The 23,020-nt window shown below is 34.7% G+C and carries 23 protein-coding genes; 11 read left to right on the top strand and 12 right to left on the bottom strand.

From position 1 onward, the window contains the following. Positions 1-21: 21 nt before the first annotated feature. Entirely contained in the window at positions 22-432 is a 411-nt protein-coding gene (locus EJA19_RS03740; protein WP_125466992.1) for a BT0820 family HAD-type phosphatase, read from the top strand. A gap of 1 nt (position 433) precedes the next feature. On the opposite strand, the gene EJA19_RS03735 is transcribed toward EJA19_RS03740, so the two are convergent. Beyond that, positions 434-1,702, bottom strand: coding sequence for an acetyl-CoA hydrolase/transferase family protein (locus EJA19_RS03735; protein WP_125466991.1), 1,269 nt, complete (start codon positions 1,700-1,702; stop codon positions 434-436). A gap of 125 nt (positions 1,703-1,827) precedes the next feature. Between EJA19_RS03735 and map the strand changes: the two genes are divergently transcribed. The 3 genes from map to EJA19_RS03720 are packed head-to-tail and all read left to right on the top strand — an operon-like array spanning position 1,828 to position 4,208. After that, a complete protein-coding gene (gene map / locus EJA19_RS03730) occupies positions 1,828-2,646 on the top strand; it encodes a type I methionyl aminopeptidase (protein WP_125466990.1) in 819 nt (272 codons plus the stop codon). Between the two features lie 3 nt (positions 2,647-2,649). Further along, entirely contained in the window at positions 2,650-3,441 is a 792-nt protein-coding gene (locus EJA19_RS03725; protein ID WP_125466989.1) for a DUF3050 domain-containing protein, read from the top strand. Further along, the gene (locus tag EJA19_RS03720; RefSeq protein WP_125466988.1) at positions 3,438-4,208 is read left to right on the top strand and encodes a class I SAM-dependent methyltransferase; all 771 of its coding nucleotides are present in this window, start codon (positions 3,438-3,440) and stop codon (positions 4,206-4,208) included. The genes EJA19_RS03725 and EJA19_RS03720 overlap by 4 nt, the downstream gene beginning before the upstream one ends. Here the strand turns inward: EJA19_RS03720 and EJA19_RS03715 are convergent, their stop codons facing one another. Continuing rightward, complete coding sequence (locus tag EJA19_RS03715) at positions 4,209-5,183, bottom strand: FAD:protein FMN transferase (RefSeq protein WP_125466987.1); 975 nt, start codon at positions 5,181-5,183, stop codon at positions 4,209-4,211. After that, positions 5,183-5,560, bottom strand: a complete 378-nt coding sequence (locus EJA19_RS03710) for a Na(+)-translocating NADH-quinone reductase subunit F (RefSeq protein ID WP_125466986.1) — start codon at positions 5,558-5,560, stop codon at positions 5,183-5,185. Before EJA19_RS03710 ends, EJA19_RS03715 begins: the two co-directional genes overlap by 1 nt. A gap of 149 nt (positions 5,561-5,709) precedes the next feature. Between EJA19_RS03710 and EJA19_RS03705 the strand changes: the two genes are divergently transcribed. Next, positions 5,710-6,462: a DUF6090 family protein gene (locus EJA19_RS03705; RefSeq protein WP_125466985.1), complete on the top strand. Its 753-nt coding sequence runs from the start codon at positions 5,710-5,712 to the stop codon at positions 6,460-6,462. Between the two features lie 165 nt (positions 6,463-6,627). Here EJA19_RS03705 and nqrF read toward each other — a convergent pair whose 3' ends face one another. From nqrF to EJA19_RS03675, 6 genes are read right to left on the bottom strand one after another with little or no spacing between them, the layout of a single operon-like run. After that, entirely contained in the window at positions 6,628-7,935 is a 1,308-nt protein-coding gene (nqrF, locus tag EJA19_RS03700) for an NADH:ubiquinone reductase (Na(+)-transporting) subunit F (protein WP_125466984.1), read from the bottom strand. A 1-nt stretch (position 7,936) separates the two neighbouring features. After that, positions 7,937-8,656 (bottom strand): NADH:ubiquinone reductase (Na(+)-transporting) subunit E, encoded by a 720-nt coding sequence (gene nqrE / locus EJA19_RS03695; protein ID WP_125466983.1) that lies wholly within the window; start codon positions 8,654-8,656, stop codon positions 7,937-7,939. Between the two features lie 51 nt (positions 8,657-8,707). Then, positions 8,708-9,352 (bottom strand): NADH:ubiquinone reductase (Na(+)-transporting) subunit D, encoded by a 645-nt coding sequence (locus EJA19_RS03690; RefSeq protein ID WP_125466982.1) that lies wholly within the window; start codon positions 9,350-9,352, stop codon positions 8,708-8,710. A 4-nt stretch (positions 9,353-9,356) separates the two neighbouring features. Further along, positions 9,357-10,106 carry a Na(+)-translocating NADH-quinone reductase subunit C gene (locus EJA19_RS03685; RefSeq protein WP_125466981.1) on the bottom strand — a complete coding sequence of 250 codons (750 nt, stop codon included), beginning with the start codon at positions 10,104-10,106 and terminating at the stop codon, positions 9,357-9,359. A 1-nt stretch (position 10,107) separates the two neighbouring features. Further along, positions 10,108-11,334 (bottom strand): NADH:ubiquinone reductase (Na(+)-transporting) subunit B, encoded by a 1,227-nt coding sequence (locus tag EJA19_RS03680; RefSeq protein WP_125466980.1) that lies wholly within the window; start codon positions 11,332-11,334, stop codon positions 10,108-10,110. A 39-nt stretch (positions 11,335-11,373) separates the two neighbouring features. Then, on the bottom strand, positions 11,374-12,729 hold the full coding sequence (locus EJA19_RS03675; RefSeq protein WP_125466979.1) for a Na(+)-translocating NADH-quinone reductase subunit A: 1,356 nt from the start codon (positions 12,727-12,729) through the stop codon (positions 11,374-11,376). 170 nt (positions 12,730-12,899) lie between these two features. On the opposite strand from EJA19_RS03675, the gene EJA19_RS03670 reads away from it, so the two are divergent. Next, positions 12,900-14,150 carry a type IX secretion system plug protein gene (locus EJA19_RS03670; RefSeq protein ID WP_125466978.1) on the top strand — a complete coding sequence of 417 codons (1,251 nt, stop codon included), beginning with the start codon at positions 12,900-12,902 and terminating at the stop codon, positions 14,148-14,150. A gap of 89 nt (positions 14,151-14,239) precedes the next feature. Continuing rightward, the gene (apaG, locus tag EJA19_RS03665) at positions 14,240-14,626 is read left to right on the top strand and encodes a Co2+/Mg2+ efflux protein ApaG (protein WP_125466977.1); all 387 of its coding nucleotides are present in this window, start codon (positions 14,240-14,242) and stop codon (positions 14,624-14,626) included. On the opposite strand, the gene EJA19_RS03660 is transcribed toward apaG, so the two are convergent. Together EJA19_RS03660 and EJA19_RS03655 are read right to left on the bottom strand one after the other, a co-directional pair. Next, the gene (locus tag EJA19_RS03660; RefSeq protein ID WP_125466976.1) at positions 14,623-15,618 is read right to left on the bottom strand and encodes a DUF6695 family protein; all 996 of its coding nucleotides are present in this window, start codon (positions 15,616-15,618) and stop codon (positions 14,623-14,625) included. The genes apaG and EJA19_RS03660 overlap by 4 nt on opposite strands. Next, a complete protein-coding gene (locus EJA19_RS03655; protein ID WP_125466975.1) occupies positions 15,608-16,333 on the bottom strand; it encodes an NRDE family protein in 726 nt (241 codons plus the stop codon). Before EJA19_RS03655 ends, EJA19_RS03660 begins: the two co-directional genes overlap by 11 nt. Positions 16,334-16,477: 144 nt before the next feature. On the opposite strand from EJA19_RS03655, the gene pruA reads away from it, so the two are divergent. After that, positions 16,478-18,106 carry an L-glutamate gamma-semialdehyde dehydrogenase gene (pruA, locus tag EJA19_RS03650; protein ID WP_125466974.1) on the top strand — a complete coding sequence of 543 codons (1,629 nt, stop codon included), beginning with the start codon at positions 16,478-16,480 and terminating at the stop codon, positions 18,104-18,106. A 148-nt stretch (positions 18,107-18,254) separates the two neighbouring features. After that, entirely contained in the window at positions 18,255-19,865 is a 1,611-nt protein-coding gene (locus tag EJA19_RS03645; protein ID WP_125466973.1) for a T9SS type A sorting domain-containing protein, read from the top strand. A gap of 36 nt (positions 19,866-19,901) precedes the next feature. On the opposite strand, the gene rsmG is transcribed toward EJA19_RS03645, so the two are convergent. After that, on the bottom strand, positions 19,902-20,531 hold the full coding sequence (rsmG, locus tag EJA19_RS03640) for a 16S rRNA (guanine(527)-N(7))-methyltransferase RsmG (RefSeq protein WP_125466972.1): 630 nt from the start codon (positions 20,529-20,531) through the stop codon (positions 19,902-19,904). Positions 20,532-20,674: 143 nt separating this feature from the next. On the opposite strand from rsmG, the gene EJA19_RS03635 reads away from it, so the two are divergent. Continuing rightward, positions 20,675-21,772 carry a fatty acid desaturase family protein gene (locus tag EJA19_RS03635; RefSeq protein ID WP_125466971.1) on the top strand — a complete coding sequence of 366 codons (1,098 nt, stop codon included), beginning with the start codon at positions 20,675-20,677 and terminating at the stop codon, positions 21,770-21,772. 21 nt (positions 21,773-21,793) lie between these two features. Beyond that, a complete protein-coding gene (locus tag EJA19_RS03630; RefSeq protein ID WP_206075152.1) occupies positions 21,794-22,981 on the top strand; it encodes a pyridoxal phosphate-dependent aminotransferase in 1,188 nt (395 codons plus the stop codon). Positions 22,982-23,020 lie beyond the last annotated feature (39 nt).

Below are 23,020 nucleotides of genomic sequence, written 5' to 3'. Positions count from 1 at the left end.
TATTAATAACAGACAAGATGTATGAATTTTCAAGATAAGTTAATTATTGCTGTTGATTTTGATGGTACCATAGTAGACGATGCCTATCCTAAAATAGGAAAACCTAAGCTTTTTGCCTTTGAAACCTTAAAACGACTTCAGCAGGATGGACACAGACTTATCTTATGGACCTACAGAAGTGGTATTAGATTAGAAGAAGCTGTTGCTTTTTGTAAGGAAAATGGAATTACTTTCTACGCTGTAAACAAGAGTTTTCCTGAAGAAAAACTTGATGGTAAGAGGAGTAGAAAAATTCACGCTGATCTTTTTATAGACGATAGAAATATTGGAGGCTTTATTGGCTGGGGTGAAGTTTACCAGACTATTACCAAGGAAACACCCAATATTCCTAAACGTCGTAAAAAAGGACTCTTTGGTTTTTTAAAATCTTAGGTTATTTAATCATATTAAAATAGGCTTTATCAATCTCTTCTCTATGGTCGGGATGCGCAATATTAACTAATGCCTTAACACGTTCTTGAATGGTTTTACCATATAAATTTGCAATACCATATTCGGTAACTACATAATGTACATGCGACCGTGTGGTAACTACACCTGCTCCAGGCTTTAACGATGGTACAATCCTACTAATACCTTTTTTAGTAATAGATGGTAATGCTATAATGGCTTTTCCGCCCTCACTTAAAGAAGCTCCACGAATAAAATCCATTTGGCCACCAACACCAGAATACATATTAGACCCTATAGAGTCGGCACAAACTTGTCCAGTAACATCAACCTCTATAGCCGAGTTAATCGCAACCATTCTAGGGTTTTGTTTTATAATAGACACATCATTAGTATAATTTGAGGCACGCATTTCTATAAAAGGGTTATCATCTACATAATCATATAAACGCTTAGATCCCATTAAAAAAGTACTCAACGCACGTCCTCTATTAATACTTTTGTAATTCCCGTTAATAACATCTTTTAAAATTAAGTCAATCACCCCATCTGAAAACATTTCGGTATGCAACCCTAAATCTTTATGGTTTGTTAATCTTGACAAGACCGCGTTAGGAATACTTCCTATCCCCATTTGCAGGGTACTTTTATCTTCTATTAAACTAGCCACATAATCGCCAATTATTTGCTCTGTTTCAGTTGGGCTAGACATCGTGTGCTCTGGTAGCGGTTCATCGCATTCTACAAAAGCATCTATTTCTGAAACATGGATTATCCCGGCACCATGAGTTCTTGGCATTTGCTTGTTAACTTGGGCAATAACATAATTAGCATTTTCAATAGCCGCTAACGTCGCTTCAACCGATACGCCTAACGAACAATACCCGTGTCTGTCTGGTACAGATACGTGTATTAAAGCTACTTGCAAATCAATAATATTACGTTTAAAAAGTAATGGTAACTCACTTAAAAAAACTGGGGTGTACGATCCGTTACCAGCTTTTAAAGTATGACGCACATTTTTACCTATAAAAAAGGAATTAACATGAAAACTATCGCGTAACTCTGGATTAGCATAAGGTGCATCGCCTTCGGTATGTAGTTGGCAAATTTCTACATTTCGTAGCTCTTTATGGCGATTAGTTAAGGCGTTAATTAAAACTTGAGGAGCAGCAGCTGCTGCTTGTAAATAAACTTTATCATTAGATTTTACAATTTCCAATGCTTTTTCTGCTGTAACAGGTGTGTACATAATATTAGTGTTTTGTTAGTGCAAATTTCAGAATAATAGTTGTAATAAAAACTGTCAAAAATCATATTACAACATAATAATTTAACTCGTATATTTTTAAGTATCTTTGCACATATTTTAAGAGTATGATTATAGTAAAAACAAGAGAAGAAATAGAATTAATGCGTCAAAGTGCTTTGGTCGTGTCTAAAACATTAGGTATGTTAGCCAAAGAAGTAAAACCTGGCGTAACCACTAATCAATTAGACAAATTAGCCGAAGACTTTATAAGATCGCAAGGCGCTATTCCAGGGTTTTTAGGGTTGTACGATTGCCCGTCAACACTACTTTGTAGTGTTAACGAAGCTGTCGTTCATGGTCTTCCTACCGATAGACCTTTAGAAGAAGGTGATATTGTTTCTATTGATTGTGGAGCTATAATGAATGACTTTTATGGCGATCATGCTTACACCTTTGAAATTGGTGACGTTGCTCCAGAAACCAAGAAACTACTTCAAACCACTAAAGAATCACTATACGTTGGAATTAGAGAATTTAAGCTAGGAAACCGTGTTGGTGACGTAGGCTATGCTATTCAAAAGTATTGTGAAGATCAAGGCTATGGTGTTGTAAGAGAGCTTGTGGGTCACGGATTAGGAAAAAAAATGCATGAAGATCCAGAAATGCCAAACTATGGAAAACGTGGTCGTGGCAAAAAATTCTTAGAAGGACAAGTTGTAGCTATCGAACCTATGATTAATCTTGGCACTCAAAAAATAAAACAGCTAAAAGACGGTTGGACTATTGTAACTCGCGATGGTAAGCCAAGCGCGCACTTTGAACATGACGTTGCTATAATTGATGGTAAACCAGAAATTCTTTCAACCTTTGCCTATGTATACGATGCTCTAGGTATTGAAAGTAATGAAGAAGATGAGTTTAGACAAAAAGCTTTATCACTATAAAACATGGACTATAACATTCCATTTATAGAAAAGGAACTTGCCCCTTTAAGAAAACAACTAAACAACCATAAGCTTTATAGTGCATTATCCTCTTTAGACGACATTAAACACTTTATGGAACAGCATGCTTTTGCTGTTTGGGATTTTATGTCGCTTTTAAAAGCATTACAAAACAAATTAACATGTACTACACTGCCTTGGGTTCCTGTCAAAAATCCAGCAACAGCAAGGTTTATTAACGAAATTGTTTTAGGTGAAGAAAGTGATCTTAATGAATTAGGAGAACCTAAAAGTCATTACGAAATGTATTTAGATGCCATGCAGCAAATAGGTGCAAATACTGAAAACATTACGCTATTTACCAAACTTATTTCCGAAGGACAGTCGTTAAACAACGCTTTAGAAACGGTTAATATAGAAAGTAACACCGCAAATTTTATTGCCTTTACATTTCAGGTTATCAACACACAAGAGCCTCACAAAATAGCCTCGGCATTTACTTTTGGTCGTGAAGATGTGATTCCTGATATGTTTTTTCAAATTATTAATCAGTCTAAAACAAAAGACGACAGTTACAGTAAATTAACCTATTACCTTAACCGCCATATTGAATTAGATGGTGATGAGCATGGACCACTATCATTAAAAATGGTTGAAGAATTATGTGGTACCGATAATCAAAAATGGACAGAGGTATTAGAGACAGCAAAAGCCGCATTAAACCAGCGCATTAAACTTTGGGATGGTATTCATAATTTAATTGTTTCAAACACTGAAGTTGAAAAAACGTATTGAAAAAGCTTTTTAAAATACTACTAAATAGTATTCCTAGACCTATTTTAATTAGGCTTAGTTATGTAGCACGCCCCATTGTAGCTTTGGCTTTAAAAGGTGATAATTACACCGACCCTATCGACAACAAAAGTTTTAAAACCTTTTTACCTTATGGGTACGGCAAACAACGCCCTAATGTATTGTCGCCATCTACATTGTCTTTAGAACGCCACCGCTTACTTTGGCTGTATTTAAAAAACAACACTACCTTTTTTAACGATAAGCTCAAGGTTTTGCATTTTGCTCCAGAACAGGCTTTTTACAAACGTTTTAAAAACCTTAAAAACTTAGACTATACAACAACCGATTTAAATTCGCCATTAGCCGACGTAAAAGCTGATATTTGCAACTTACCTTTTAAGGATAATAGTTACGATGTTATTTTATGCAATCATGTTTTAGAACACATACCTAACGATACTAAAGCTATGAAAGAGTTATATCGAGTAATGAAACCTGGCGGCTGGGGTATATTCCAAATTCCACAGGATTTAAATAGAGAAGTTACTTTTGAAGACGATAGTATAACCGACAAAAAAGAACGTGCTAGAATATTTGGGCAATACGATCACGTTAGGATTTACGGACGAGATTATTTTAATAAACTTCGGAGCATTGGTTTCACTGTTGAAGAAGTGGATTATACTGCAACCATTACATCTTTAGAAATTGATAAATACCGTTTGGCAGAAGGTGAAATAATACCTGTGGTTAAGAAAAAAACCTAGCTATTTATCTGGAAACCCATTAATATTTAAGGTTTCAAATTCGCCTTTATCATTTTCAAAAATCAAGAGCACTTTCAACTCTTTATGTGAAACGAGGAAATCTTTCACCTTTTTAACACCCATCGTTTTAAAAGCTGTTGCATAAGCATCAGCAGTCATGCAATCGCCTGCAATAACCGAAATACTTAACAAATTGGTTTTACTAGGATAGCCTGTTTTAGTATCTATAATATGAGAGTACCTGTTACCATGTTCATCGGTTTTAAACTTTCTATACGTTCCAGAAGTTGCCATGGCAGCATCTTGTAATGTAATCGCTTTTAAAATGGATTGTGTGCCATCAAAATGGGGCTTTTCTACCCCAACCTTCCAAGGTGATTCTTTTTCCATGTTAATCCCTTTACAACGAATTTCACCTCCTATTTCAACCAAATAATTTTGTACACCTTTATCTTCCAGAAAGTTACCTATAACATCTACACTATACCCTTTAGCTATCGCATTAAAATCGATAAAAGCTCCTTTGCGTTTTTGAATTTGCCCATTAACCAATCCCATTTTATTAAATCCCACCGATTGCATTAGGCTATCAATTTTTAAACTATCTAGCTGTTTTATGTTTCCTTTAGGGCCAAAATTCCAAGCATTAACCACAGCACCAATGGTTGGATCGAAAGCGCCTTCGGTAAAACGATAAATCTCTTTCGAGCGTTTAAAAACAGTTGTAAAATGAGGATCTACATCTACGGTTTCATTACGGTTTATTTTCGATATTTTAGAGTCTGAAATATAGGTAGACATCGACTGATTAATCACTCTAAATAAGCTATCAAATTGTGGTTTATAATTAGTTTCGTTATTATAAATCACCGAATACGAGGTTCCGAAAACAGAACCAGAAATTTTAGTATTTTTTGGTTGTTTCTTACAAGAAACAAGAACCAATAATACAAGTATAAAACCTAATTTTCTCATTAATTTAAATTCATATCTATAACTTGAATACCATTGTATTCAATTAAATATTCTTCGTTTAAGTATACAGGCAATTCTTGGCCGTTAGGATTTCCTAAACCTACGCCAGCATACAATACTTTGGCGTCTTTATCGCGCGCATGTTTTTTAAAGGTTTCCATCCAAACAACATCGTAATTATTAGGATTGTTAGGCAACATAACTGCTTTAACTATAACAAAATAATACTGACTTTTTTTATCGATACACACAAACTGCGGATGCTTTTTAAGCTGACTATTTACGGTAATAAACTCAAAACCTCTAGATTCGAGATCTTTGCCTACATGATTCATAGCTAAATTGTGTAATTCTTGCTCTGTTAGTGGTTTGCTCATAATACAAAACTACAACATATTTTAGGCCTACTTAATTTTTTTATTACTTTTAGGATAACTTATTGATTCCTTTTTTAGATATTTTGGTTTTCAAATAGTTAACACCTCCCAAACCAACAACTTCATCTACTCAAAAAACTGTTGAGTATATGCTAACTTTTTTTCGTCGTTTAAGACAACAGCTTCTTAAAGAGAATCGATTTTCTAAATATTTATTATACGCCATTGGCGAAATTGTGCTTGTTGTTATTGGTATTTTAATAGCGCTTCAAATCAATAACTGGAATGAACACAGAAAGGGTTTAAATAAAAGAGGTGCTTACACCAAGTCTCTTTTAAAAGAACTAAAGCAAGACACTACAGATTTTAGAAAGAACACAGAATTTCTTAAGAAACAAATGGAAGTCTTAAAAGGTTTTCATGAAAGATTAAAGTCAAAAAGTGCAACCATAGACACCATGAAACAGATTGCCCGATATGAATTTAATATGGTAATAGACAATAAAAAAAACTACAACAACAATACCTTAAAAGCTTTACAGGCATCGAGCGAAATACAATTATATCCTAAACAAGTACAAGAGTTAATGCTAGAACTTACAGCAATACAGGAAGAGTATAACGATATTATAGAAATATACCTAGCAGATTATCTACATAATGTCCATGCTCAAAATCTTTTGGCTACAAGACCGGAAAAGTATAATTTTTTTGGAATTAATGACAAATTCAAATCTAAAACTTGGGACGCTATGGACGATGTTGAGTTTATCACAGTTTTTGACAATTTACTAAATTCAAAGTTGGACTTTTCTAGCTCAAGAATTATGATTTATGAGGAAGTTTCCCAAAAAACGGAAGCGCTCATAAAAACCCTTCAAACTTTAGATAAAAATGATTAAACTCTTTAGAAACATCCGCAAGTTACTTCTTAGTGAAGGCAAAACAAATTAGAAGAATAATGATGGCCAAATAAGTTCTTGCTAAACACTATTGTACCCCTAATCTCATTAAATAAAAAAAGCCAACTCAAAATAAGTTGGCTTTTTATTATATACTATTTTGGTTTATCCACCAAAATCATCAAATCGAATGTTTTCATCTGGGATACCAAAATCTTGTCCCATTTTCTCTACCGCCTTGTTCATTAACGGTGGGCCACAGAAATATAACTCAATATCTTCTGGTGCGTCATGATGATTTAAGTAGTTATCGATTACACAATTGTGAATAAATCCTACAAAGCCATCGCCTGGTGCATCAATATTTTCTTTTACTTTCCAGTTATCTTCTTCTAATGGTTCAGATAATGCCATATAGAATTTAAAGTTAGGGAAGTCTCTTTCTAATTCTCTAAAGTGTTCAATATAGAATAGCTCTCTTTTAGAACGTCCTCCATACCAATACGTTACTTTTCTACCTGTTTTTAAGGTTTTAAATAAGTGGTATAAGTGCGAACGCATTGGTGCCATACCTGCTCCACCACCAACATAAAGCATTTCTGCATCAGACTCGTTGATGAAGAATTCACCGTAAGGTCCAGAAATAGTTACTTTATCACCAGGTTTTTGAGCAAAAATGTAAGACGATGCTACTCCAGGGTTAACATCCATCCAACCATTTTTGTTTCTATCCCATGGCGGCGTAGCAATACGTACGTTAAGCATAATATCCCGACCTTCAGCTGGGTAAGAAGCCATAGAATAAGCACGCTCAACAACTTCGTCGTTTTTCATAACTAATGGCCAAAGACCAAACTTATCCCATTCTGCTTGAAATTTATCTGGTGTTTCATGCTCTTCTGGGTGTGCTGTAATATCAATATCTTTATAATTGATAGTACATGGCGGGATTTCAATTTGAATATACCCACCAGCTTTATAGTTCATATCTTCTGGAATACGAACAACAAACTCTTTAATAAAGGAAGCTACGTTGTAATTACGAACCACTTCGGCTTCCCATTTTTTAATTCCGAAAACTTCTTCAGGTATGGTAATTTCCATATCCTGCTTTACTTTTACTTGGCAAGCTAAACGCGCACCGTGTTGTAACTCTTTACGTGTAAAGTGAGGTGTTTCAGTTGGAAGTGCTTCGCCTCCTCCTTCTAATACGTGGCATTCACATTGAATACATGTTCCACCACCACCACAAGCTGATGGTAAAAAGATTTTTTGGTTACCTAAAGTAGATAATAAGGTTCCTCCAGAAGCTACTTCAACTTCTTTTTCGCCATTAATTTTTATGGTTACTGGACCAGATGGAGAAAGTTTTTGTTTTACGAATAATAACAAGCCCACCAATAGTAAGGTGACCACTAAAAAAGCGGCTACGGTTGCTAAAATTGTTCCTAATGTACCTGCTGCTAATATCATGTTACTCGTTTATTGTAGTGGTGTTTTCAGCTAATTTGTTTTCTTTTTTGTTAACCTTTTCAACTTTTGCAGTTTCTTCAGGTTGTTTTTTACCTTCATCATCGCCACCAGTTAACATGCCTCCAAAACTCATAAATCCAATCGCCATTAAACCAGTAATAATAAAGGTAATTCCTAAACCTCTTAACGGTGCAGGAACGTTTGAATAACGTATTTTTTCACGAATGGCAGCAATAGCTAAAATAGCTAGGAACCAACCAATACCTGAAGAAATACCATAATTAAACGCTAACCCAATAGTTTCTATTTCTCTAGATTGCATAAATAGCGATCCACCAAGGATGGCACAGTTTACAGCAATAAGTGGTAAAAAGATACCTAAAGAGTTATATAATGATGGTGAGAATTTTTCTACCACAATTTCTACTAATTGTACCATGGTTGCAATAGTTGCAATAAACATGATAAACGATAGGAAACTTAAATCGTAATCGGCATATTCTGCGCCTAACCATTGTAATGCTCCTGGTTGTAAGATGTATTGATCTAATAACCAGTTTACAGGTACGGTTACTGCTAATACAAATATTACGGCAGCACCAAGACCAACGGCTGTGCTTACTTTTTTAGATACGGCTAGGTAAGAACACATTCCTAAGAAGGTGGCAAATACCATGTTATCTATAAAAATTGATTTGAAAAATAATTCTAAATGTTCCATATTCTATATTTTGATGAGATTCTGAATCAAGTTCAGAATGACAAGCCAATTTTAGTCTTCTATTAAATCTTTGTTTCTACTACGTTGTACCCAAATAATGATTCCTACAACAATTAAAGCCATTGGCGATAATAGCATAAAGCCATTATTTTCGTAACCTATAGCATAAACGCCTGTTTTTTCAATTGGATCTCCTAAAACTTTAAACCCTAGTAACGTACCAGAACCTAACAGCTCTCTAAAGAATCCTACTATTACTAGAATTACAGCATAACCCAAAGCATTACCTATACCATCTAAGAACGATTTCCATGGGCCATTACCTAAGGCAAAGGCTTCAAAGCGTCCCATAATAATACAGTTGGTAATAATTAATCCAATAAATACCGAAAGTTCTTTACTTAAAGAATACGCATAGGCTTTTAGTACTTGATCTACAATAATTACTAAAGCTGCTACTACAGTTAATTGAACAATAATTCTAATCTTTGATGGAATAATGTTACGGATTAATGAAATAACCACGTTACCTACTCCCATTACAAACAATACAGATAAAGACATTACTATAGAAGCCTTTAATTGTGCCGTAATAGCCAAGGCCGAACAGATTCCTAACACCTGAATAGTAATTGGGTTGTTATCTGCTAACGGGTCTGTAATTAATTTTGCGTCTTTTTTAGAAAGTAATCCCATAAGATTAGTTATTTAAGTTTTTAAAATAAGGCACATACAAAGACAAATCGCTTTTAATCATTGCTGAAACGCCATCACCTGTAATGGTTGCTCCAGCGATAGCATCTACTTCATTATCAGTTTTGTCTTTATTTAATGGATCGGCATTGCTTTTAGAGATATCAACACCTTTAAAATTGCCCTCGCTATCTAATAAATGCTCACCAATAAAGTCGTCCATAAAGTAACGTTCTTTAATATTAGCACCTAAACCTGGTGTTTCTCCTTTATGATCGAAATACGCGCCTTGAATCACCATGTTTTCATCCATAGCTATGTATGCCCAAACAGCATCCCAAAGCCCTTTTCCGCGTATTGGAGCAATATAAAACGTCTGACCGTCTTTTTCCCCAATAAATAATGGTAATCTTCTTTTAGAAGCGTCGCCTTTGGCTTTTGCTTTTTCTTTTTTTATGTCGATTAAGTAAGCTTCATCGTTTTCTGTAACCTTACCATCTTGAATGACAATTTGCTTGGTGATGTACTTGTTAAATAATTCTGGAGCGACATCGGTAGACACAAAATTAGCGCTACTTTCGTCGTTTTCATTTACACCCATAGCGTATAAAATGTTCTGTTGTTTTTCCAACTCTACATTTTTTGTAATTGTAGGTTTAAGCGATGCTGCTGTAAAGGCTAACAAGGCACCTACTACAATTACCATTCCTATGGCAAATAATACGGTATATACGTTGCTATCTGTTTTATTACTCATTTTAAGCTGTTTTTGCTTTTAAACGTTTCATTCTTTTCTTCACATTACCTTGTACCACGTAGTGATCTATAGTTGGTGCAAATACATTCATCAATAAGATGGCTAACATAACACCTTCTGGGTATGCTGGATTAAACACGCGAATTAAAATAGAGATAAACCCGATTAAGAATCCGTAAATCCATTTTCCTTTATTGGTTTGTGAAGCGGTTACTGGATCGGTTGCCATAAATACAGCTCCAAATGCAAATCCACCAATTAATAAGTGGTGCCAGAATTCTGTATTCATTAACCCATAAAATTTACTGCTTTCTGTTATCCAACCAGCATCTACAACACCGTTAAAAATTAAGCCCATTACTAAAGCACCTATTACCGATGATAGCATAATTCTCCAGCTTCCTATTTTGGTAAAAATTAAGAATAAACCGCCTAGCAGAATTAAGATGGTTGATGTTTCTCCAACTGAGCCTGGAATTATTCCGAAGAACATATCTAACCAATCATGACTCATAGTTCCTTTTCCTTGAGCCAAACTACCTAAAATAGTTTCACCAGAAATGGCATCGACATTGGCTCCTGCTGCAATTTCGCTAGCGCGTTCTTTTGCACCGTGAACCCAAACTTTATCTCCAGACATCCATGTTGGATACGCGAAGAATAAAAATGCACGAATCGTTAAAGCTGGGTTAAGAATATTCATTCCTGTTCCACCAAAGACTTCTTTCCCTATTACAACACCAAAAGCTACTGCTACAGCAAGCATCCAAAGTGGTAAATCTACTGGTACGATTAATGGCACTAACATTCCTGTTACTAAATACCCTTCTTCTACTTCGTGTCCTTTAATTACAGCGAATAAAAATTCGATAGCTAAACCAACACCGTAAGACACTATAACTAATGGTAATACTTTCCATAGTCCTACTACTAAGTTATCCCAAGTCCAAAATGTGGCTCCGAAAAATCCGTTGGCAGCTTCTATGTCTCCTAAAGCTAAATGATGTTGATATCCGGCATTAAACATTCCAAAAATTAAGCATGGAACTAATGCCATAATCACGGTATTCATAGTACGCTTTAAATCGTCTGCTGCTTTAATATGCGTCCCACCGTGAGTGGTTTCGTTAGGCAAGTATAAAAACGTATGAAGCGCGTTAAACGCAGGCGCCATCTTGGTACCTTTATACTTTTCTTTTAGTTTATGTAAATTACTTTTTAAACTCATTTATTTAAAGTTTTTCATTCTAAAGATTAAAATGAACGATTAACCAATTTCTTTAATCATTATGTCTAGACCTTCTCTAATAATTTTTTGATGTGGTTGTTTAGACACACAAATAAATTCTGTAAGCGCAAAATCTTCAGGAGCGACTTCGTACATACCTAAAGCTTCCATTTCATCTAGATCTTTATACATACATGCTTTTAGAATTTGCATTGGGTAAATATCTAATGGGAAAACCTCTTCGTAGTTTCCTGTTACCACAAAAGCTCTGTGTTCACCGTTAGTATTTGTGTTTAAATCGTACTTTTTCTTTGGGTTTAACCAAGAAAATGTCATGGCTCTAGAGGTTGATATTTTATCAAAAACAGGTTTATTCCAACCAAACAACTCGTAATCATCGCCTTCTGGAATAACACTTAACGTATTGTTGTAGTATCCTAAAGCACCATCTGGTTTAATTTGTGTTCCTGTTAAAACATTTCCAGAAATAATTCTTGCATTAGCATCTTTTTCGATACCGTTATCATAAATCATTGTAGAAACTTCGCTACCTATTTTGGTTTTAAAGTAACGTGGTTTTTTAACTTCAGAACCTACCATAGCTACCATACGTTCTGCATTAAATTTACCTGTTAACAATAATTCACCTATAATGATTAAATCTTGCGGGTTGATAGTCCAAACCGTTTCGCCTTTGTTTATAGGATCTATTTTATTTATTTGCGTCCCCACATTTCCTGATGGATGCGGCCCAGACACTTTATGTAATGTAATACCATTTAACCCAGCCAAAGGTGAATTAGCATTTTTACCAACACTAACATGAATTTTACCGTCTGTTAATTTCGCTAAAGCATCGATAGCTGCTTGCATTTCGGCTTCTTTTCCTTGCAGTACATAGTCGTAATCTGCAGCTAAAGGTGCCGAAGCATAACCAGAAATAAAAATAGCTTTAGGTGTTTTTGTTGGATTGGCAATTACATCGTATGGACGTTGTTTAATAAAAACCCAACATCCAGAAGCCATTAAATGTGCCTTAATACTTTCGGCATTGGCCTTGGCAATATCAAACTTCCCGTGATCTAACACAGTTTGTTCTTTATCGGCTTGGATTTTAATAGCCATGATTCGTCTTCTTGCACCACGCTCTACCTCAACAACTTCACCTGCAACAGGAGACACAAACTTCATATCTTCAACATCTTTGTTGTAAAATACAGTTTCGCCAGCTTTTACCTTGGTGCCTTCTTTTGCGATAAGTTTTGGAGTTATGCCGTGGAAATCTTCAGGTCTGATAGTATAGGAATTACTAACTATGGCATTTTCAGTAGTCTTTTCAGCCTCACCAACTAGGTTGATGTCCAGACCTTTTTTAATCTTAATGTCGTTTGACATAGGTTTAATTTTGATATTAGTTCTCAAAAAATCGCAGCAAATTTACGAAGTAAATAGGAAATAATAATATAGAAACTTCACGAGTATTTTATTTATATCAATTCTAAATAAACAATCTGCCTTAGGCATAAAATTTGCTTATATTTACAAACTAACCTTGATTGTATAAAATGACACTAAAACATATTCTTTTTACGTTTACCGTTCTTACTTTTAATACACTTTTTTCTCAAGTTAAAGAAGTTAATCCTCCAGATTATATTAAAACCATTACGTTTAAAGGCGATACTCCTGAAAGCCAGCTACCTGTACTTAAAAAGGGAGAGTTTTTAGTATTAGAATTTGATGCCTTAAATGGTAACGAAGATGATTATTATTACAAAATTGAGCATTATAATTACGATTGGACGCCATCGGTATTAGCTAGGGCCGAATTCATGGAAGGTTTTGACAACCAACGCATTCGAAACTACGAGAATTCGTTTAACACCTATCAAATTTATTCGCATTATAAGCTAACCATTCCCAACCAAAGAACCAGAGGCTTGAAAATTTCTGGAAACTACATGATTAAAGTATTCAATGAATATGACGAATTAGTCTTCTCTAGAAAGTTTATGATTTACGAAGATTTAGCCAATGTTGGCGTGAGTATAAAAAGATCGAGAGATGTAAAAGATATTGATGGCAAACAAAGTGTGGACATTACCATAAACTCTAACAACTTAAGGTTTAACAATCCTACACAAACCGTAAAAACCTTAATTGTACAAAACAATAATTTAAACACAGCCATATCTGGACTAAAACCGCAATATACTTTAGGAAACGAATTGATATACAAATACACCAAAGAAACTAGCTTTTGGGCGGGAAATGAGTATTTTTTCTTCGAAAACAAAGATATTAGAGCTGCCAACACAGGCATACAATACATAGAACTTGGTAACCTTTATAATAACTTTTTATTTGCTAATATTATTAGAAAAGACAGACCATACACTTACAACCCCGATATTAATGGAAACTTTGTTATTACTGCTATAGATGTTGAAAACACCGACATTGAAGCTGATTACGCATGGATTCATTTTGCACTCCTTACTAACAAAGAATTAAAAGGTAAAAATGTATATGTATACGGCAACTTTAATAATTATGCTACAGATGAAAGCAACCTGATGCATTACAATGACAAAGAAGGCATGTACGAAGCTAGTATTTTATTAAAACAAGGGTTTTATAATTACAAATATGTTACCATAGACAACAATGGCACACTTGAAGAAGGTAGCATAGGCGGAAACTTTTACCAAACCGAAAACAATTATAAAGTATTGGTATATTATCGCGATTTAGGCGCAAGATACGACAGATTAATTGGTATTGGCGAAGCTAATTCGGTTAACATTTCCAACTAACATAAAACGGCATAAAAGCATTAATTCTATTAAATAAATAAATTTTATTATTTTAGCTAAACACCAAAAGATTTTACACCAAACCCTATATGGTTCAACAAGTTACAAAAGGCATAAAAATTTCGGTAGATACGTCATTCGAAGGCACATTTTATAAAGATTATAAAATTCAATTTGCCTATGAATACGAAATAACTATTGAAAACCAAAGCAAAGACACCGTACAGTTATTTGCTAGACATTGGGTTATTAAAGATGCTTTAAATAATGAAATTATTGTTTCCGGTGAAGGCGTTGTAGGAAAAAAACCCATTTTAAAACCTGGCGAGTCTCATATTTACACTTCCGGCTGCCTCTTAACCTCACCTTTTGGCGCCATGAGCGGCTACTATTATATGACAAGCCTTACCACTACCAAACAGTTTCAAGTCACCATTCCTTCCTTTAAGCTAAGCACTCCTTTTGCTCTTAATTAAGATTTTTTATCAAAACGATAAATGGTATTACGTTGCTTAACATGACAATATAAACAGTTAGAAGAATACAAAAAAGCATAAGGTTCGTTATACTGAAAACCTTCTTCTTGCTGAATAAAAATCGCATCCACATCTACTGTTCCATTAGGAGAAACTCTTCTAAAGCGATATTCATGCTCTACATCACTTTCATGTAATTCAAACCAAGCTCCCGACCCTATGCCAGACAACCATTGTGCATTATTGTTAACATACTCTTGCCCTTTTGGCTGCAATGTTCCTATAGGAGATACACGATGTGTTTTCAATCTATCTAAAAAGCACATTTTGTTAATTTGCCTAACCGACCCATTAAAAACCTGAACACAACCATCTTCGTCAACTTTATACACATATGTTTCGGTGTTTGCAGCAACAACATTACCTACAGTACTGGGCGTAAATTTTTTCAACTTTATAAGTCGCTTTTTTACAGCGTCATCAGTAACCGAAGTAATTAAAGTATCTGTTACAAACCGCGCACAATTAGTCGCTTTTTTTATAAAAGCAGCATACCTAATAAACTGTCTTTCCTGCATAATTTTAATAAACTCACTTGCTTTATCATAGTTTACCTTTTTACAAATTGATGCATACAATGTACCTTCACCATGTGTAAATTCTGGGTGCGTTGCTAAATAGTTTAAAATATCGTTTAAGTTTACAATATTACCATCAACCAACTTTGCTCTTAAAGGTTTTTCCAGTTCGCAATCGGTGTCTTTTGCTCTTACACGGCCCGTTGCATCTGGTGTTACATAGCGTCCAAAATCGTAATATTCTAAAACACCTGTCTCTTTGTTAATTAATACCAATGCAGCATGCCCAGCCCTTACATGGGTTTGATTACCTATTCCTAGATACTTTAAAAAAGGGGAATACCATTCTTTGGCATGCCGAACAATAGTTTCGGGATAAGCTAGGGTTAAAATAATTCCTGTATTATTTTTCATGAATTAAGTTACAATCAAAGTCAATTAATGCACTTGTATTCTTCTGTAAGTCTTCATATTGCATGGTTACTAAATGATTAGATTTTTCAACTTGTGTAATACTGGTTGTTTTTACAAAACCTCTGTCCATTATAACACCAAAATCATTATTATTGTCACCAGCATGCTTATGAAATTTAAGAAGTGTAAACTTATTTAAAACATGGTCATTTTTAAACATTTCAAACCATAATTTGCGCTCCTGCTTCATAGACGCAGTATACAATGTAGATGACGACCAAATATGTGGCTCCAATGGTAAGTCTTTTACATGTTTTTTATTGCCATCCCATACAAGTTCAAAAAAACGCAACGTTTCAATCCATTCCACACAAACTATTGTAAATGGCTCTACATCATTCAAATCATAGCTAGCTACTTCAGTTTTAAAATCTTTGCAAATCAATAAATCCTTAACAACCACACCACGACTTAACCCATATGTTTGTTTTCTTTTATGTTTATTAAACCCTCCATTTAACAAGCAAATTAAACGTTGTTTCTCGCTAGCACCTATCCAAGTACCTCCAGCCAAACTGTCTTTAGGATATAGCAACTTAACACCGTCTTCTTTATAGAATGTTGGCGCTAAATTATCACGCCCAGGCGCTTCATCTCGGTTAGAGGTTAAAACAAAATTGTTTTGGCCCTGTGGGGCAAGAGTAACTGTACACATAAATCATATTGTAACATAAAAATGGCAACTTACAAAATTTCTAATATTTAACGCCTTTTTATAATCAAATTTGCAAGCAAACCCGTTTTAAAATATTAAATTTGCAATGCTAAAAAATTACAAATCAATAAAATCTAAATTCTCATGGCAAACGGATTTTTTAACGTACCAATTGCAGTTAACGAACCAGTAAAAACTTACGCTCCTGGATCTCCAGAACGCGAGGAAGTTTTAACGGTATACAAAAACATGTTTAACAGTAAAGTTGACGTACCATTATATATAAACGGTAAAGACATTGAAACAGGAAACACTAGAACTATGTCGCCACCTCACGACCATCAACATGTTGTTGGCACGTATCATTTAGCTGAAAAAACGCATGTTGAAGAGGCTATTTCTACTGCATTAGAAGCTAGAAAAAAATGGGCTAAAATGCCTTGGCAACAACGCGCAGGTATTTTCTTAAAGGCTGCCGAGCTAATCGCCGGACCTTACCGCGCTAAAATGAATGCCGCAACAATGATTGCGCAGTCTAAAAATATTCACCAAGCAGAAATTGATTCAGCTTGCGAAATTGTAGATTTCTTACGTTTTAATGTACAATACATGACCGAAATTTACATGGAGCAACCAGAAAGCACAAGCGGCGCTTGGAATCGTGTAGAATATAGACCACTTGAAGGATTTACTTATGCCGTAACACCTTTTAACTTTACCGCCATTGCTGGAAACTTACCATCTTGCATGGCTTTAATGGGTAATGTTGTAGTTTGGAAACCTAGCGATAGTCAAATCTACTCTGCAAAAGTTATTATGGACGTATTTAAAGAAGCTGGTGTTCCAGATGGTGTTATTAATGTTGTATTTGGCGATCCTGTTATGATTACCGATACTATTATCAATCACACCGAATTTTCAGGACTACACTTTACTGGATCAACATTTGTTTTTAAAGAACTTTGGAAAAAAATAGGAAACAACATCCACAACTATAAAACCTACCCAAGAATTGTAGGAGAAACCGGTGGAAAAGATTTTATCGTAGCTCATAAATCGGCTAACGCCAAACAAGTCGCTACAGCTATTTCTCGTGGTGCTTTTGAGTTCCAAGGTCAAAAATGTAGTGCTGCTTCAAGAGCTTACATTCCTTCTAATTTATGGGACGATGTTAAAAATTATGTTATAGAAGATGTAACATCATTTAAAATGGGATCTCCAGAAAACATGGAAAACTTTATTACAGCTGTTATTCATGAAGGATCTTTTGATAAACTCGCTAAGTATATAGACGAAGCTAAAGCTAGTAACGAAGCTGAAATTATTGTTGGCGGTAATTACGATAAATCTAAAGGGTATTTTATCGAACCTACTGTAATTGTAACAACAAATCCTAAATACACCACCATGTGTACCGAATTGTTTGGGCCAGTTATGACCATTTATGTTTATAACGAAAATGACTATAGTGAAACGCTTAAGCTAGTAGACGAAACCAGCGAATATGCGTTAACAGGTGCTATTTTATCGAATTGTAGATATGCTGTTGAAGAAGCTGTTCAAGCTCTAGAAAACTCGGCTGGAAACTTCTACATTAACGACAAACCAACTGGTGCTGTTGTAGGACAACAACCTTTTGGAGGTGCTAGAGCTTCTGGAACTAACGATAAAGCAGGAAGTGCACAAAACTTATTACGTTGGGTATCTCCTAGATTAATTAAAGAAACTTTTGTTACACCTACCGATTACAGATATCCATTTTTAGGCGAGTAATTTTTTACAAAAATCACAAACATACTAAATCCTTAAAAGCATGACTTTTAAGGATTTTTTTTGCGTTTTACCTTAAAATCTCAATCCTAAACTACTAAATCAATTAAACTTGCTATATTTAACCTAGCTATTAATCAAATTATATTCTATGAAAAAAAATTACTTTCTCATTTTGTTTTTGCTCCCTTATATGTTTTTTGCTCAAGCTGGTAGCGAAAGTACTATTACAGAAATAAATTCAACTATACCATTTCAAGGTGTTGATGAAACCGAAAGCCATATAGGAACCGGCGAGTACAAAATTTATTACGACAATATAGATGGTGTTCTTGATAAACCTATCTTTTTTGTTGATGGCTTCGACCCTAACGATACTAGAGATATTCCTTCAATGTATGGTTTATTAGATTACGGCAATCCTGTTGAAAATTTAGCCGATGTTGTAAGAGACGAAGGCTTTGATCTTGTTGTTCTAAACTTCCCAACCTATACAAGAACTGCCGATGGTGCCGAAATAAATGGTGGTGCCGATTATATACAACGAAATGCTTTTATTCTCATTGCTTTAATAAATGAAATTAACAGCATGAAAACTGGTGTTGAGGAAAATGTGGTTATTGGCCCAAGCATGGGTGGTTTAATTTCTAGATATGCCTTGAGCTATATGGAACAAAATACCATGGATCACGATACCAGATTGTATATTTCATTCGATTCGCCTCATTTAGGAGCCAATGTTCCTATTGGTATACAATACCTTTTTAATTATATGCTAAATGATGCTGGTATTACAGAACTAGAGCCTTTAGTTAATGGCCTTTTAAATAGCCCTGCAGCAAAACAAATGCTTATAGACCATTATTTAGCCCACGTTGATGCTGGTGGCGTTGACCAAAGTGCCATAACACATACCCCTTTAGGCGCACCAAATTATAGAGACGCTTTTCAAACCGAACTAACAAACTTAGGGTTCCCACAAGACATTAGAAATGTTGCCATTTCAAATGGAAGTAACATAGGGCAAATGACTGGCACTCCTGGAATGGAGTTAATTAATCATACTTTTGATGTTGAGTTTGGCATTACTGCTACAGCCGATATTCATTTTACACCAGCAGCCAATCAAAATATAACTGTCACCGACGTCTTATTATCTATTTTTGGTTTTCCTGTAACTTATAGTGCTACAGCGGAGTCTCCAGCAACATCAGATGGTATAGATAGTGCACCTGGTGGACAATTTGATTTATATTCTTTTGATGATGGCTCTAATGCATTAATTACTGAGTTTGTTGACAACCTGAACTCGCAATACTTTAATTTCATACCAACATTAAGCGCTTTAGCCATAACAGATAGTAACTGGTATACCACACCTAACATGACGGCCTCTCCTTTTGTTAATGCTTACATCCCCGACAATAACGAACCTCATGTTACGCTCACTGAAGACAATGTAACTTTTGCTTTAAACGAAATTTTAGAAAATGCTCTTACCACACAAGAACAAGTAATTGTTGATAACTATATTAAAATTGCTCAAAACCCTATTAACGAACACCTGACATTAATTACTCAGAAAAACTTTAAAAACACCTCAATATCTATAACAGATTTAACAGGAAAATTAGTATTTAAAACGGTAACCAACTTAGGTACTAAAACAGACATTCCAATTAATGTAGCTTCTGGTTTATACATTTTAAACATTAATACACAAGAAGGTATTTCATTAAGAGAAAAAATTGTGGTAAGATAATCTTAACTACTCCACAATACCACAAAGTGGTTTTGTTTAGCCTTTAAATTTTATAGGCAGATGAACCACTTTTTTTGTTTCAAAAAATGGCTCGTTGTAAAAATCGTTAATAGGATAAATGGTTACTGTTTTGTAATCTTGAAGCTCTTCGGTTAAATCACCACCTTTTAAATACAGAATACCATTTTTCAAGGTATTGTTCTGATTCTTAGACACTTTACCTTTTATCCATCTTACAAAAGTTGGCATAGCGGCGACAGCTCTACTCACTATAAAATCGTAAGTATCATCTATCTCTTCTACACGGGTATGTGTTGTTTTTACGTTATCTAGTCCAAGACCATCAACAACTTCATTAACTACTTTTAACTTTTTGGCAATACTATCTACCAAATGAAACGAACACTCAGGAAATAAAATCGCTAAAGGAATCCCTGGAAAACCACCTCCTGTTCCTACATCCATGATTTTAGTGCCAGGCTTAAATGTAATAACTTTTGCTATGGCTAAAGAATGTAACACATGCCTTAAATACAGCTCATCAATATCTTTTCTGGAAACCACATTTATTTTTAAATTCCAATCTTTATAAAGCTCTTCTAAGGCTTCAAATTTTTGAATTTGTTCGCTTGTTAAGTCAGGAAAATATTTAAGTACGAGTTCCATTAAATTTATTTTTCGACAAAAATAGAGAATTTATTGTGTATATTTTTATGAAAACTTTACCACCTAACCTTAAGATATTATTTATCTTTGGCCTTTAATAATTACAGATACTGTTTGTAATTATAGATTAAAATTATAAAAAGATGACAAATAAAGCACTTACTTTTTCAAGAACAGATTCTGCTAAGTTTTTTAGAACCTTAAACAAACGTGTTAATGCTTATTTTAAAGACAATAACATAAAACGCACAGGAAACTGGAAACTTTGGGTAAAAACAATCGTGATGTTTTCGCTATTCTTAACACCATATTTCTTATTACTTACGTTAAACATTCCTGGTTGGGCGCAACTTCTTTTAACCATTGTTATGGGAATAGGAATGGCAGGCGTTGGCATGAATGTTATGCACGATGGAAACCATGGCGCTTATTCAAACAAAGAATGGGTAAACCGCCTTATGGGAAGCAGCATTTATATTCTTGCCGGAAATGTTTACAACTGGAAAGTACAACACAACGTATTACATCATACCTATACAAATATTCATGGCCATGATGAAGATTTAGAAGCTGGTCGCATTTTGCGTTTTTCTAAAAATGCCGATTGGCATTGGCACCACAAATTTCAGCATGTTTACTCGGTGTTGCTTTATGGTTTATTAACTATAAACTGGGCCATTACCACAGATTGGCAACAAATGAAACGCTATATGAAACGTAAACTATCGTACGGTAAGTTTCCTAATCCGGTATGGAACTGGAGTAAATTAGTAATATCAAAACTTATTTATATTGCTGTTTGGATTGTACTACCTATGTTAATATTAGATATAGCTTGGTGGAAAATTTTAATAGGATTCTTTATCATGCATTACACTGCTGGATTAATTTTAAGTGTGGTATTTCAATTGGCTCACGTCATGGAAGAGGCCGAAATGCCAATGCCAGAAGAATCAGGAACCATGAAAAATTCTTGGGCCGTACACCAGTTAAAAACCACGGTAAACTTCTCTACAAAAAACAAAGTTGTGAACTGGTTTACTGGTGGATTAAATCACCAAGTAGAACATCATATTTTTCCAAATATTAGTCACGTACACTATACCAAGATTTCTAAAATTGTAAGGGAAACAGCCAAAGAATTTAATTTACCTTATAACGAATACAAAACAACAAGAAAAGCTGTTATCGCCCATTTTAAATTCTTAAAAGAAATGGGAATGAAACCTGCGACTGTTTAAACTATATTTCTATTACAATAGATGAACGATAAGCTTTCCAACAGAATTAATAGTTTACCTACATCGGCAACATTGGCCATGGCTGCTAAAGCTAGAGAACTTAAAGAACAAGGTATCGATATTATTGGCCTAAGTTTAGGCGAACCTGATTTTAATACACCCGATTATATAAAGGATGCTGCTATCCAGGCTATAAAAGACGATTATAACTCTTACACACCTGTAGATGGTTATCGTGAGCTTAAAGAAGCCGTATGTCTAAAATTTAAGCGTGATAATAATTTAGATTATCAACCTAATCAAGTGGTGGTTTCTACTGGAGCCAAGCAATCTATAGCTAATGTCGCTCAAGTATTATTAAACCCTGGCGACGAAGTATTGTTACCGGCACCTTATTGGGTAAGTTATTCAGCTATTGCAATGTTGTGTGAAGCCAACTTTAAAGAAATTCCTTCTACAATAGAAAACGACTTTAAAATTACACCTGAGCAACTTGAAGCTGCTATTACGCCTAAAACAAAAATGGTGTTTTTTAATTCTCCTAACAATCCTAGTGGAAGCATTTACTCAGAAGAAGAATACAAAGCTTTAGCCAAAGTATTAGAAAAACACCCTGATATCTTTATCCTTTCCGATGAGATTTACGAGCATATAAGCTATGGCACAAAAATGTTTAGCTTCGCCTCTATTCCTAGCATGTATAACCGTACAATAACGGTTAATGGATTAGCTAAAGCATTTGCCATGACAGGGTGGCGAATAGGGTATATTGGCGCTCCAGAATGGATTGCTAAAGCATGCACAAAAATGCAAGGCCAAATTACATCTGGAACTAATTGCATTGCACAACGCGCTGCTATTACAGCTTTAACAGAATCTCCTGAACGTATCACATTTATGGTTGATGAATTTAAATCGAGAAGAGATTTAATTTTAGACTTACTAAATGATATTGAAGGCTTTAAAACAAATATTCCTGAAGGCGCGTTTTATGTTTTCCCTAATGTATCGTATTACTTTGGAAAGACTTTAAAAGGCAAACAAATTAACAATGCTACCGACTTTTCTTTATTCTTACTAGAAGAAGCCCACGTAGCAACAGTTACCGGAGAAGCTTTTGGTAATAAAGATTGCATACGCATATCTTATGCCGCTTCGAAAGATCAAATTATAGAGGCTTTAAAGCGTATTAAAGCTGCCGTTAACTAATGGAATAGTTTCATCATAAAAAAAGCCACTTTTTAAAAA

The sequence above is a fragment of the Mangrovimonas spongiae genome (genome assembly GCF_003944795.1).
Lineage (GTDB): Bacteria > Bacteroidota > Bacteroidia > Flavobacteriales > Flavobacteriaceae > Mangrovimonas > Mangrovimonas spongiae.
The sequence above is the reverse complement of the archived record's forward strand: the minus strand, read 5'-3'. Positions and strand labels throughout refer to the sequence as shown.